Annotated in this window: 9 protein-coding genes; 5 read left to right on the top strand and 4 right to left on the bottom strand. The window is 49.8% G+C overall.

Features of this window, described 5'->3' with window-relative positions; genetic code table 11:
• Positions 1–130 precede the first annotated feature (130 nt).
• The 4 genes from PHH59_RS05045 to PHH59_RS05030 all read left to right on the top strand — a co-directional run bounded on the left by PHH59_RS05045 (position 131) and on the right by PHH59_RS05030 (position 5,023).
• Positions 131–1,780: a glycoside hydrolase family 57 protein gene (locus PHH59_RS05045; RefSeq protein WP_300012394.1), complete on the top strand. Its 1,650-nt coding sequence runs from the start codon at positions 131–133 to the stop codon at positions 1,778–1,780.
• Positions 1,781–1,810: 30 nt separating this feature from the next.
• Complete coding sequence (gene malQ, locus PHH59_RS05040; protein WP_300012195.1) at positions 1,811–3,298, top strand: 4-alpha-glucanotransferase; 1,488 nt, start codon at positions 1,811–1,813, stop codon at positions 3,296–3,298.
• 30 nt (positions 3,299–3,328) lie between these two features.
• Complete coding sequence (cmoA, locus tag PHH59_RS05035; protein WP_300012192.1) at positions 3,329–4,066, top strand: carboxy-S-adenosyl-L-methionine synthase CmoA; 738 nt, start codon at positions 3,329–3,331, stop codon at positions 4,064–4,066.
• Positions 4,067–4,366: 300 nt separating this feature from the next.
• Entirely contained in the window at positions 4,367–5,023 is a 657-nt protein-coding gene (locus PHH59_RS05030; RefSeq protein ID WP_300012189.1) for a pyridoxamine 5'-phosphate oxidase family protein, read from the top strand.
• Between the two features lie 76 nt (positions 5,024–5,099).
• Here the strand turns inward: PHH59_RS05030 and PHH59_RS05025 are convergent, their stop codons facing one another.
• From PHH59_RS05025 to PHH59_RS05015, 3 genes are all read right to left on the bottom strand, one after another.
• Entirely contained in the window at positions 5,100–6,413 is a 1,314-nt protein-coding gene (locus PHH59_RS05025; protein WP_300012186.1) for a TRZ/ATZ family hydrolase, read from the bottom strand.
• 341 nt (positions 6,414–6,754) lie between these two features.
• The gene (locus PHH59_RS05020; RefSeq protein ID WP_300012183.1) at positions 6,755–7,450 is read right to left on the bottom strand and encodes an NAD-binding protein; all 696 of its coding nucleotides are present in this window, start codon (positions 7,448–7,450) and stop codon (positions 6,755–6,757) included.
• The gene (locus tag PHH59_RS05015) at positions 7,447–9,042 is read right to left on the bottom strand and encodes a potassium channel protein (protein ID WP_300012180.1); all 1,596 of its coding nucleotides are present in this window, start codon (positions 9,040–9,042) and stop codon (positions 7,447–7,449) included. The genes PHH59_RS05020 and PHH59_RS05015 overlap by 4 nt, the downstream gene beginning before the upstream one ends.
• 660 nt (positions 9,043–9,702) lie before the next feature.
• On the opposite strand from PHH59_RS05015, the gene PHH59_RS05010 reads away from it, so the two are divergent.
• Positions 9,703–11,112, top strand: a complete 1,410-nt coding sequence (locus PHH59_RS05010) for an FAD/NAD(P)-binding protein (RefSeq protein WP_300012177.1) — start codon at positions 9,703–9,705, stop codon at positions 11,110–11,112.
• Between the two features lie 259 nt (positions 11,113–11,371).
• On the opposite strand, the gene rep is transcribed toward PHH59_RS05010, so the two are convergent.
• Positions 11,372–13,378 carry a DNA helicase Rep gene (gene rep, locus PHH59_RS05005; protein ID WP_300012175.1) on the bottom strand — a complete coding sequence of 669 codons (2,007 nt, stop codon included), beginning with the start codon at positions 13,376–13,378 and terminating at the stop codon, positions 11,372–11,374.
• Positions 13,379–13,419 lie beyond the last annotated feature (41 nt).

Raw genomic sequence — 13,419 nt, 5'->3', positions numbered from 1 at the left:
CAACAAAGAACACGATATTTGTTATATTCCCGTAAACTTTGTGTCCTTGATGGTTACCCCATGCTTGGCAGCGTGACAGCCAACATTTTTTAACAGGATAAGCCTTGTGAAATTAGTATTATGCTGGCACATGCACCAGCCCGAATATCGAGATTTGCAAACCGGCGAATTTAAATTGCCGTGGACTTATCTGCATGTGATTAAAGACTATGTGGACATGGTGGCCCATCTTGAAGCCGTCCCTAGGGCCAAAGCAGTGGTCAACTTCGCGCCTATCCTGCTGGAGCAGATTGAAGAATACGCCAAGCAAGTGCAAGCCTATCTGCATGACCGCGTGACCATGACCGACCCGTTATTGGCGGCATTGGTTGATGTCAGCATTCCGGCGGATTCTGAAGAGCGTTTAAAATTGATCAGGGAGTGTTTGCGGGCCAACCGTGAGCGGCAAGTCAACCGCTATCCGGCTTATAAAAAATTGGCGGAAATGGCGGATTGGCTGGAGCATCACTATGAAGCCTTGCAATATATCAATTCACAGTACCTCAGCGACCTGCTGGTTTGGTACCATCTGGCCTGGATGGGCGAAACAGTGAAATTGTCCGATAGCCGGGTCAGGCATCTGCTCGACAAAGGTTCGGGTTATTCCTTACATGACCGGAACGAGATAGTCGAAATCATCGGCGATTTGCTGGCGAATATTATCTGCCGCTATAAAGTGCTGGTGAAAAAAGGCCAGCTTGAATTGTCGGTAAGTCCTTATGCCCATCCGATCATGCCGTTGTTGCTGGATTTACAGACCACTCAAGAAGCGATGCCTAACGCACCTATGCCGGAATTATTAGAATATCCTGGCGGGGCTGAGCGGGTGGCTTACCATCTTGATAAAGGCGTCCAGGTTTTTAAACGCTTTTTTGGTTTTAAACCTAAAGGATGCTGGCCTTCCGAAGGCAGTGTTAGTGCCGGGACGTTAAAAATTCTTGGCGATTTTGGTTTTGAATGGACGGCTAGCGGCGGCACTGTCCTGCGCAATAGTTTAAATCTGCCTGAAAATGAAAAGCCATTAAGCGTCCATTATCCATTTAAACTAAAAAAAACCAATATCGCCTGTTTTTTTCGGGATGATGGTTTATCCGATTTGATCGGGTTTGAATATTCAAAATGGCATGCCGATGATGCGGTCGCCGATTTGATCCAGCATTTGGAAAATATTGCCGCCAATGAAGCGGCTGATACGGTGGTGTCCATCATTATGGACGGTGAAAACGCTTGGGAATATTTTCCCGAAAACGGCTATCATTTCCTCAGCGCCTTATACAAACGGCTCGCGCTACATCCGGCGATTGAATTGACGACGTTTTCCGACTGCCTGAAAAACAAAGTCCCCGTCAAACCGTTGTCACGGCTGATTGCCGGCAGTTGGGTCTATGGCTCGTTTTCAACGTGGATTGGTGATGCCGATAAAAATCGTGGCTGGGATATGCTAGGGGACGCCAAAGCCGTTTTTGACCAAGCCATAGCGGCCAAACGCTTGTCCGCCAAACAACTTAAGGCAGCCGAAATCCAGTTGGCGGTTTGTGAAGGTTCCGATTGGTTCTGGTGGTTCGGCGATTATAATCCTGGTGAAGCCGTCAGTAATTTTGAAAAACAGTTCCGCCTGAATTTAGCCAATCTGTACCGGCTGTTAGGCACCCCACCTCCCTCTTATCTGGCATTGTCATTCACCCAGGGTTCCGGTGCTCCGGCAATGGGCGGGGCGATGCGGCCAGGTATAGAACTATAACTTTACCCACAGTAATTCGGACCAGTTACCTTGAAACCTTCAGAAAATGATCTTTTGAACAAACGCCGTGCCGGGATTCTCCTGCATGTTACTTCATTACCTGGTCCAAACCGCACGGGGGATTTGGGGCAAGACGCCTATTATTTTGTGGATTTTCTCCACAAAGCCGGAGTCACCGTGTGGCAGACCTTGCCACTGGGCATGACCCATGCCGATGGCTCGCCTTATCAGTGTTTGTCTGCCCATGCCGGCAATCCAGACTTGATCAATATTGACTGGCTAATAACTCAAGGCTGGCTACAACTAACCGATAAATGCCAGGACTGCCAGGGAAGCGAGAAATTTAACAAAAGTTGCCTTATCAATAAGGCATATCAAGGGTTTTTAAAACGCGCAAACCAGACGGATAAAGATGATTTTGCCAAATTCTGCCAGGACAAAGCCTTCTGGCTAGATGATTTCGCCCTGTTTCTGGCGCTGAGAGTTGAATTTAACAATCAAAGCTGGAGCCAATGGCCTGGCCACCTAAAGGAAAGGGATAGCAAGGCTATTAAAGAAGCCAGGTGCCGCCTAGTCCACGCCATTGATTCGATCAAATTTGAACAATATGTCTTTTTCCGCCAATGGATGGCATTGAAAGCCTATGCCAACGCAAAGGGCGTGTTGTTGTTTGGCGATATTCCCATTTTTGTCTCTTACGACAGTGCCGATGTCTGGGCGAACCGTGATGTTTTCAAACTCAATGATAACGGTGACATGTTGGTGGTTGCCGGTGTGCCGCCGGATTATTTCTCGGAAACTGGACAACGTTGGGGGAATCCGCATTACAACTGGACATTTTTGAAAAAAACCGGCTTTAATTGGTGGTTGGAACGTATGCACACCCAACTGGAGCAATTTGACATCCTCCGTATCGACCATTTCCGGGGGCTGGAAGCGGCTTGGGAAATCCCCGCCCATGAACCCACCGCAAAACAGGGTGAATGGGTCAAAGCCCCAGGCAAGGCATTGTTGAATGCGATCAAGGCCGACTTGGGTGCAATTCCGCTGGTTGCCGAAGATTTGGGGATTATCACCAATGAAGTCATTGAATTACGGGATGAATTCCATCTGCCCGGCATGAAGATCCTGCATTTTGCTTTTGGTGGCGGGCCGGATAACCCGTATCTGCCCAATAATTACGAAAAAAACTGCGTGGTTTACACCGGAACGCACGATAACGACACCAGCTTAGGTTGGGTTGGGCAATTGAGTGAAAATGAGAAAAAACATGTTTACGAATACTTGGGCAATCCGGTGGCAAGCCTGCAATGCGCGTTAATCCAAGCCGCCCTGGCATCAGTCGCCAACCTTGCCATCATCCCCATGCAAGATATTCTGGAATTGGGTTCCGAGCACCGCATGAACACCCCGGGTACAACAGTTGGTAACTGGCAATGGCGTTTCCAGTGGGAGCAATTGACAACCGAACGCGCCGCACGGCTCGCCCACCTGGTTGAATTGTTCAACCGTAATTAACCGCAATCGGGCACAGGCCTTTCCGGTTTTATGACCGTCCCAGACAAATTATTCCAACACATCACCCGCGTCGAAGATTTTGCCTTTGATGGGCGCGTCGCCAAGGTCTTTGATGACATGGTGTCGCGTAGCGTCCCGTTTTATAACGAAATCCAACGCCTGCAAGCCGATCTCATCATGGATTTCCTGCCTGAAGAATCGGGGGTTGTCTGTGATTTGGGCTGCTCGACCGGAACCACGCTTGAACATCTCACCCGGCACCCCAGATGTCCAAACAAGGCTTTGTTCATGGGTTTTGACAATTCCGAACCCATGCTCGATAAAGCCAGAAGCAAACTATCGGTGCCAATCGCTTCTGGTCAGGTGGAATTACGGCTAGGTGATTTGAGTTGCCTTAACGCATTGCCGGAGTGCCATGTCGTTATCCTCAACTGGGCCTTGCAATTTGTCCGGCCAATGGATAGGGAAGGGCTGCTGAAAACCATTTTCCAAGCCCTCAAACCTGGCGGCATCTTATTGTTATCAGAGAAAATACTCGCCCAAGATCCATTGCTGAACCGTTTGTATATCGACCATTACCTACGCTTTAAAAAATCGCAAAGCGGCTATAGCGATGAAGAAAACCAGCGCAAACGCGAAGCCTTGGAAAATGTGTTGATCCCATATCGGCTTGATGAAAACATGGCGTTGTTGGAACGCGCCGGATTTACGCATAACGACACGTATTTCCAGTGGTTTAATTTTGTTTGCATGATTGCGCTTAGGTGATTTCCTGCAATGAATTTACCAAAAATCTGTCCACGAAAGCCAACAGTAGGCGCATTACGACTGCATGGATGCCACCACAAGGGTGGTCTGTGGACAGAGGTAGAGCAATGCCCCTCAAGGGGGTCTATGGACAGAGCAGCGTAGCGGTGTGCCGAGGCGACACAAAAAACACGAAAAAACGTCGCCAAGTTATTTTTTCATTTTCGTGGACTTTAGTTTTTCTACGAAAATTAACGGCGACATAGCCTTTATTTGTCTCCAGCTAACCCATCCATCCATCAACCCATCAGGGCAAAAACCATGAGCGAACTCTACGGCGACCAACATTTGGCAATGCAAGACCAATTCGACACCCGCAATCTCGCTGAGCGTGTCGGGCAAATCATTGTGCAAGCTGAGCTGGACGAGTTGCACAAAGGCTTTATTGAAACCCGCGACATGCTGTTCCTGACCACGGTTGACCATCGTGGCTACCCTACTTGCTCGTACAAAGGCGGTGTGCCTGGGTTCGTGAAAGTGTTGGACAGCAAGACCATCGTGTTTCCCAGCTACAACGGCAACGGCATGTTTTTGTCTATGGGCAATATGACTACCCACGATAAGATCGGTCTGTTGTTTATTGATTTCACGACCCCGCACCGTGTCCGGGTGCATGGCATAGCCAGTGTTGACCGCAATGACCCGCTATTGGGCGAGTTCCACGAAGCCGAGTTGATTGTGCGTGTCACCATCACCGAAGTGTTTGTCAATTGTCCGCGCTACATCCATCAATATCAACGCGTGGCAACGTCCAAATATGCCCCGCAACGGCAATGCCCAACCCCGCCGCCGCAATGGAAACGCATCGATGCAATCCAGGATGTTTTGCCCAAAGCAGAGCAAGCGATAGTCGAAAACTTTGGTGGCACGATTACGCCGGAAGAATATGGGGCTTTATTGATGAAAGGCGAGGGTTGAGGGGAGCGCGTATCTCTGGGGCATAAAGGGTCAAGATGACCGCGCTCCAAAAACCGAAAACGTGACCGTTTGAAGTCTACCCCGCCAACCGCTGTTGCCACATGGCAATCTTGCTTTTCAACGCTTCAACATCCAGCGTCACCAATTGCCGTTGCTTTAACAAACGCTTGCCCGCCACCCAAACATCGGTCACTTGCTGGCGGCTGGCGGCGTAGACAATTTGTGAGATCGGGCAATACACTGGCTGGGTTTCCAAATGGCTTAAGTCGATGGCGACCACATCGGCGGCTTTGCCTAGGCTTAACGAGCCGATTTCATCCGCCAGGCCCAAGGCCCTCGCGCCGTTAATCGTCGCCATTTGCAAGGCGGTCATCGCCGGTATGGCACTGGCGTCACCCGCTACCGCCTTGCCCAACAAGGCCGCCGTGCGCATTTCGCCGAGCATATCCAAATCATTATTGCTCGCCGCGCCATCTGTGCCTAAGGCGACATTGACACCCGCCGCCAAACACCTGGCGACCGGACAAAATCCGCTGGCGAGTTTCAGGTTGGATTCGGGGCAATGCACGATATGCGCCCCTGTTTCCGCCAGTAACGCGATTTCGGCATCGGTCAATTGCGTCGCATGGACGGCGATTAAAGCGGGATTGAGCAAACCCAGCCCATGCAAACGCTGTAAAGGCCGCATACCGCTTTCGTTTAGTGCCTGCTCGACTTCGTGTTGGGTTTCATGGACATGGATGTGGATCGGTTTGTCCAGTTCGTCAGCCAAGCTGACGACTTGCTGCAAGGGGGTGTCAGACACCGTGTACGGCGCGTGCGGGGCAAAGGTCGTGGTGATTAACGCTTGCCCGCGCAGTTCGTCATGCAGGGCCAAACCCTTGGCGATATAAGCGTCGCTATCCTTTGCCCAAACCGTCGGAAAATCAAACACAATCAGGCCGATACTGGCGCGGATGCCGTGTTGTATCGCTTGTTGCGCGGTGATGTTGGGGAAAAAATACATGTCATTGAAACACGTCGTGCCGCTGGCAATCATCTCGGCAATTGCCAAGTCCGTGCCGTCCTTGACAAATTCTTCACTCATCCATTGCTGTTCCAAAGGCCAGATGTGGTTTTGCAACCAATCCATCAGTTGCAAATCATCGGCTATGCCACGCATCAAACTCATCGCCGCGTGGGTGTGGCTGTTGATAAAGCCTGGCAGCAGGGCATGGTCGGGCAGGTTTTCAGTCGTTGCCGCCTGATATTGGCTATTGGCTAGACTGGTGGGCAGCAAGTCAATAATCCTACCGTCATGGATGACTAGGCTATGGTGTTCCAAGGTGACGGAGGCGGGTTCAACGGGGATGATCCAACGGGCGTGGATGACGGTATCGACTGGCTGCATGTGGGGTTCCTGAGTTTAATAGCGGATGTTACGCATTGTCCACGAAAAGCACGAAACTTTCAAAGAGATGCCGAACTGTAGGCCATCACCCAAGGTGAATGGCCAGATCAACACAACATTCTGATTTTTTTCGTGTCTTTCGTGGACTGGCTGCGGTTTTTAGGTTTAATGCCACCCTTGCAACGCTAAACGTTGTGTACGCGGCGACATGCCCGTGATGAATTTTCGTGTTTTTCGTGTTTTTCGCTTCGCGCTCTTCGGGTCGTGGAAAACTATCATGAGCTTAGAGAACCCGTTCCGGCTTTCGTTAAATGTGGGCGGCCTTATTTTGGGACATAGCGTTAATTAACCCGTCCAACTTCATCTTTAAACGCTTGAATATCCGCCGTCGTGCCCAGCACCACCAATACATCGCCAACCGCCAACGAATAGGCCTGTTCGCCTATGGCAAGAAACAGTTCCCCGCTCAATTCACTTTTCACCACGCCTAGCAAAATCAGATTATGTTTTTCGCTCAATTTTAGGGTGCAGACCAGGCAGTCCTCGAAATACGAATCCGGGGGAATCTCGACTTCAGCCATGTTTAAATCATGCTGACCAAATACGGTGTTGTCGAGTATCGTGGAAATTTCTGGGCGGGTCAGTATGTCGTGGGCTTTGCGTCCACAAATTTCATGCGGGTCGATGATTTTATCCGCGCCGGCAGCCAGCAATTTGTCGGCGGATTCGGGATCATCAACGATGGCGATAATGATCAAGCCAGGATCCAAGGCACGGGCGGAAATGGTCAGGAACACATTATCCGAATCCGTGGGGAAAAAACAGAAAATAGTGTTGATATAGGTGCCGACACCGATTTCTTTCAGCGCATCATCATTTTTGAAATCAATAACCTGGCTAATAAAGCCTTGCGCGGACATTAATGCCGTTTGCTGTTCGTCCTGACCGATGAAAATCTGTTGATAATGGCAATCACGCAAGCGGGTCATGACGGCGATGGATAGGGTGCTGTATCCAAATACGGCGATGTGTTTCATGGTCTGCGCTGGCTACCTTTAAACTGGTTACGGAAATGATCAATACTGACATCACGCCCCATCAGCACCAACAAATCGCCTTCCTGTAAAATAAAATGCGGGTCGGGATTAAAATAAAATTGCTGGTCATTGACATCATAGCGGTTTTTTCTATGCCGATGATGTGCGGCATGGCTGCTGATAACGCCGATGAGGATCAATTTACGTTGTTCAAAATCCAATGCGGCGATGCTCTTGTCAATCAAAGCAGAACCATGAAGCACCGCAACGGCTTCCATAAGCAACTGTTTTTCCTTGCGTAATATGCCTTGGATCGCTTCAAACGCAACGGGTTGGCCGACATATTCCGCCGCCACCATCGCGGCAATGGCAAAGGGCTGGATGATGTCGTTGGCACCCGCCTGATAGAGTTTTTTGACATTATCCGGCTGATTGGCCCGGGAAATAATGCGGATAGTCGGGTTTAAATAGCGGCTGCTCAACGTGATGTAGACATTGATGACATCATTGCCGGTGGTGCACAGCACCGAGGTCGCGCCATTGTTGATTCCGGCGTTCAATAGCACGTTATTTTTACTGGCGTCGGCGTGGATGACCAAATACCCCAAACGTTTGGCTTCGAGCACGTTTTTCTCATCAATATCGATGACGACAAAATGCTTGCGGTCTTTCGCAAGCAATTTGGCGATATGCTCACCAACGCGACCAAAGCCGCAAATGATCACAAAATGGGCATGGCGTTTGAGTTCAGTGTAAGTCCGGTTTTCCTGCATCGAGCGCATTTTGTCATTAAAACCGGAAACTAAAATGGAGGTCAGGAACGAGAACACCCCCAAGCCGCTTAAAATCAACATCATTGCCACCAACCGCCCGCCGGTGCTGTGCGGGGTGATGTCACCGTAACCGACGGTGGACACCGTGACTATCGTAAAATACGCGGCATCGAACAAGTTGTTGACTTGAGTATTTGCCGTCGGTTTTTCAAACAAATAAATTGCCGTACTGCCAATCAGCACGATAAAACCCAAAAATATCATCAGCGTGAACAACTCAAACCGTTTGCTGGATAAAACCTCGGTGAACAATTTAATGCTATTAAAATACCGTAGTAGCTTAAACAGCCTGAAAATCAAGAAGATGCGTAGTATCCTCAATGATCGGTAACTCGGTAAAATCGCCAGTAAGTCGATGATGGCTAAAGGCGACAGCATGTAGTCAATTTTTCTGCCGATGACCATGCGCATGGCTTTGCCAAACCGGAAAGGGATTTTGAGATATTGGGTTTGTTCGTGGTACTCGATAATGATTTTGTGGCTGTCATTGTAAAGCCAGCCGCGCAGCACATATTCAAGGGCGAATACCAGCACGATAGCGCGTTCAAAGACTATCTCCAGGTTCGTGGGCGGTGTATCGACTTCATAAATCAATAAAATCACGCTGAACATCACCAAACAGATCATGAACATGTCAAAATGGGCTTTCATACGGCTGTTGGTATTTTCCAGCAAATCGTAAAAGAACCGTTTGGTGTTTTGATAAGCCCGCGAAGACTCTAAAAAATAAGCACAATAAACAAGTAGTCGGGCTAACATCATATCCATACCAGCGATGAATTTAGGGATTCGATCGCCTGATCGAAATATTAATTGATGTTACGCATTGTCCACGAAAAACACGAAAAGCACGAAAAAAACTCACTAACGCCTTCGTGGGCAAACAAGCGGCAACTTGAAATGGTCTCCCTAGCCTTTTTCCGCTTTGTAACGCAAGCCGGAACGGGTTTGTTCCCCGTTCCGTTCGGTTTTTGGGCGAGGTCATCCTGACCGCGCCCCTTCTCACTAAAAACCGAAAACGTGACCGTTTGAAGTATATAGCGATTTTGAAACCTTAAGGACGAGGTTTTGAAACCCCATCCCGCTTTGTTATCACCGAAATAGCCTACAGTGGCAAACAAGTGTCCGATCTATAGGAATGGGCAAAAAATGTTTCTGTACCAACAGGCAATCAGCAGTTGATTGTTGCAATTTAAGCATAGAAACCATCCTCGCATCACCGCATAAGCCCATCAAAAGGCGGCCACCGCCTAATAACGTTAGAAAATCAAAAGGAATTAAATACATACACTGCCATTGCCAGCACTTTGGTATGTATCGTGCTTAAACGCGACGAAGTGGCGACACTCACATCGGGCATTGCCACTTCAGTAACGCTAAGCCATTTAGCGATTGTGTCTTAAGCAAAAAGAGAATTTCATGAACAATGTCAATAAAATTGCCATCATTGGGGCAGGGTATAGCGGCACTATGGTCGCCGTACACCTGTTAAGGCAAGCTGTGTGTCCACTGGCGGTTTATTTGATCGAACCGAGTCCCCAACAGTTTTGCCGTGGTGTCGCTTACAGTGCCGACCAAGATTGCCATCTTTTGAATGTACCCGCTTTTAATATGAGCGCGTTTCCTGATGATCCCGGGCATTTTTATACTTGGGCAAAAGCACGGGAAAACGACCTGCTGAATCCGCCCTGGCTGGCTGAAATCAGTCCGGCATCGTTTTTGCCAAGACGGGTTTATGGCGATTATTTGGTGGATTTATTAGATAAAACGGTTTCTTCCACGCCTGATTATGTCCGTTTGGAACGAAAAATCGATAAGGCCATTGCGGTAACTATCAGCGATGGGCAGGTTAATGTCCATTTGCTGGGCGGAGGGATGCTGCACGTCCAAAAAGCCGTTTTAGCGATTGGCAATTTTCCGCCTAGCGACCCCTGGATCAGCAATCCGGCGTTTTATCAAAGCGGGCGGTATTTCAGCAATCCGTGGTTGCCGGGCTTGCTGCCCAAATTGCTCAACACAGATTCTTGTTTATTGGTAGGCAGTGGCCTGACGATGGTGGATTGGGCGGTTGCACTAAAAGTTGCGGGTTATCAAGGCATTATCAACACTATCTCAAGACGGGGCTTGCGTCCCCAAACCCACCGTTTGCCCAATGCAACACCCGCACCGATGCCAGTGGAAGCCATCCCGACAACGGTTAGGCAGTGGCTACAACAGTTGCGGCGGCTGAACCAAGAGGTAGGTCATGACTGGCGTACCGTCATTGATGGCTTAAGGCCGGTCAGCCAATCGGTATGGGCGGGCCTGCCGTTAATCGAGCAACAACGCTTCCTGCGCCATTTGCGTAGCTATTGGGATTGTCATCGCCATCGTTTAGCCCCCGTCATAGGTGAAACCTTGGAGGAATTGCTTGGCTCCTGGCAATTGCGTCCCCATGTGGGCCGGATCATTGCTTATCAGCCCAATTCAACGGGCGTGGATGTTTCAATCCGGTTGCGTGGCAAATCTGAACAGCAAACCCTCAACGTCAATGCCGTGGTGAATTGTTCGGGTTCCGAAAGCGATTACCGCAAACTGGCCTGTCCGTTAGTGAAAAACTTACTCGCCCAGGGTTTGGCGAGTCCTGATGATTTACGATTGGGTTTGAATGTATCCGAAAATAGCGCATTGATTGATGGCGATAAGCTGGCTTCGAACTATTTGTTCACCATAGGCCCGCCCCAAAAAGGCCATTATTGGGAAACCACCGCCGTACCGGAAATCCGTGGTCAAGCTGCAAAATTGGCGGGGTATTTATTGGCGCAAATTGAAAAGTCCGGTAGTGGTTGAGTTTAAACCGGCAAAATTAGGCCACCGCCCCTCTTTTTGCCATGCCACTATATTTAACATAATATACATTATGCGAAGCCTTTGGGGGGTTATTTTCGAGGTGCGGGAATGGTTCGGAAACCTCGAAAAAGCCGTAACAACCGCCTTCCGGCTTGCAAAAAGCGGTTGTTTAGGGTCAAGGATGGCAAGACCTAAAAAGCGAAGGCAAAAAAACCAGCCAGATGAAGGCGGAATTCCTTGGGCTTATAATTGAGCGGGTCTACGACAACATTGTTTTCAAACCCGCTAGGCTTGCTTTGCCACGCTCTTTAATCACTTCCGGCGGCAGTTGTTTTTTATTCACCCATTCCAGATCCGCTTCCGGCAATTCGTTTAAAAACCGACTAGGTTCGCATTCGCTGATTTCGCCGTAACGCTTGCGGTGGGTGCAGTAGCTGAACGTTAATGTACGTTGGGCGCGGGTGATGCCGACGTAGGCCAGGCGGCGTTCTTCTTCTATCGCGCCGCTTTCAACGCTGTTTTGGTGCGGCAAGATGTTTTCTTCCATGCCGATCAAAAACACATGCGGAAATTCCAGGCCCTTGGCAGCGTGTAGGGTCATCAGGCTGACCTGGTCGCTTATCTCTTCCTCCTGGTTGCGTTCCATGATGTCCATCAGCATGATTTTAGAGACGATTTCCGCTAACGGTTTTGCTCCGCCGTCTTTGCTGTCTTTGGCTGCTATGCGTTTTAGCCAGTCCACCAATTCAGAGACGTTTTTCATTTTGCGTTCTGCGGACTCTTTAGTCTTGCTGTTTTCGCGCAGCCACTGTTCGTAGCCGAGTTGGCCTATCATTTTTTCAATCACGACGAAGGTGTCGCCGCGCTCGATGTCTCCGGCGGTTTCCAGCACCCAATCCTTAAATTTGCCTAATCTTAACCGCGATTTTTCCGATAGCGATTGCATCAGGCCGAATTCGCTGCTGGCGGCGAACAGGCTGATGTGGCGTTCGTTGGCGTATGCGCCCAGTTTTTCCAAGGTGGTCGGGCCGATTTCGCGGCGCGGGGTGTTGATGATGCGCAAAAATGCCGCATCATCGTCGGGGTTGACGAACAGGCGCAAATAGCTCAACACGTCCTTGATTTCGGCGTAAGCAAAAAACGAGGTGCTGCCGCTGATGAAATAGGGGATGTTGTTTTCGCGGAAGGATTTTTCAAACAGCCGTGATTGGTGGTTGCCCCGGTACAGGATGGCGTAGTCTTGGTAACGGCTGCCGGTGCGGAATTTGTGGTGGATGATTTCCGAGACGATTTGGTGGGCTTCCGTCGCTTCGTCTTTGTGGCTTAGTACGCGCAACGGGTCGCCGTAGCCCAACTCGCTCCAGAGTTTTTTCTCGAAGGCGTGCGGGTTGTTGGCGATCAGGTGGTTAGCGACTTTTAAAATGCGTCCGGTCGAGCGGTAATTTTGTTCGAGCTTAATCACTTGCAGACGGGCAAAGTCTTTTTGCAACTGCGCCAAGTTTTCCGGTTGTGCGCCGCGCCAGGCGTAAATGGATTGGTCATCGTCGCCCACGACAGTAAACCGCCCTAACCTGCCCGCCAGCAATTTCACCAATTGGTATTGGGTGACGTTGGTGTCTTGATATTCGTCCACCAATAAATAGCGGATAAGGTTTTGCCACTTTTCCAGCACGGCAGGATGGGCTTGGAATAGCAACACGGGCATCAGGATCAGGTCGTCAAAATCCACGGCGTTGTAGGCTTTCAGGCTGCGGATGTAGTCGGCGTAGAGCAGCGCGGACGGCAGTTGTTCGGCGTTGGCCATCGACACGGCCTGTTCCGGCGTGATAAAGGCGTTTTTCCATTGCCCGATGTGCAGGGAATAACGGTCGAGATGGTCACTATCGTGATTGTTGCTGTGGTTAATCAGGGTTTTTAACAGCGTGTGTTTGTCTTGTTCGTCAAACAAGGTGATTGCGGCTTTATAGCCTAAGGTTTTATGTTCGCGGCGCAAAATATCCAAACCTAATGAATGGAAGGTGGACACGCGCAAGCCACGGCTGGCTTGGCTGTCCAGCAATTTTGAGACGCGGCTTTGCATTTCCCGCGCGGCTTTGTTGGTAAAAGTGACGGCGGCGATATAGCGGGCGGGTGTGCCTTGTTTGACGAGGTAAGCTATTTTTTCGGTGATGACCCGCGTCTTGCCGCTACCCGCACCTGCCAATACCAGCAAAGGATGGTCTATGGTTTTGACGGCGGCTTGTTGTTGGGGATTGAGTTTGGACATGTAAACGGGGCTGGCAAAATTTAACGGGCTGACGGGCGACA

This window comes from Methylovulum sp., from assembly GCF_028687615.1.
Lineage (GTDB): Bacteria > Pseudomonadota > Gammaproteobacteria > Methylococcales > Methylomonadaceae > Methylovulum.
This window is presented reverse-complemented; position numbering and strand designations above follow the sequence as displayed.

What these genes read in the sequence shown, in the direction of transcription:
- PHH59_RS05045 (WP_300012394.1), top strand. Translation starts at nt 131, where the DNA reads ATGCACCAGCCCGAATATCGAGATTTGCAAACCGGCGAATTTAAATTG.
- cmoA (WP_300012192.1), top strand. Translation starts at nt 3,329, where the DNA reads ATGACCGTCCCAGACAAATTATTCCAACACATCACCCGCGTCGAAGAT.
- PHH59_RS05030 (WP_300012189.1), top strand. Translation starts at nt 4,367, where the DNA reads ATGAGCGAACTCTACGGCGACCAACATTTGGCAATGCAAGACCAATTC.
- PHH59_RS05025 (WP_300012186.1), bottom strand. Translation starts at nt 6,413, where the DNA reads ATGCAGCCAGTCGATACCGTCATCCACGCCCGTTGGATCATCCCCGTT.
- PHH59_RS05020 (WP_300012183.1), bottom strand. Translation starts at nt 7,450, where the DNA reads ATGAAACACATCGCCGTATTTGGATACAGCACCCTATCCATCGCCGTC.
- PHH59_RS05015 (WP_300012180.1), bottom strand. Translation starts at nt 9,042, where the DNA reads ATGTTAGCCCGACTACTTGTTTATTGTGCTTATTTTTTAGAGTCTTCG.
- PHH59_RS05010 (WP_300012177.1), top strand. Translation starts at nt 9,703, where the DNA reads ATGAACAATGTCAATAAAATTGCCATCATTGGGGCAGGGTATAGCGGC.
- rep (WP_300012175.1), bottom strand. Translation starts at nt 13,378, where the DNA reads ATGTCCAAACTCAATCCCCAACAACAAGCCGCCGTCAAAACCATAGAC.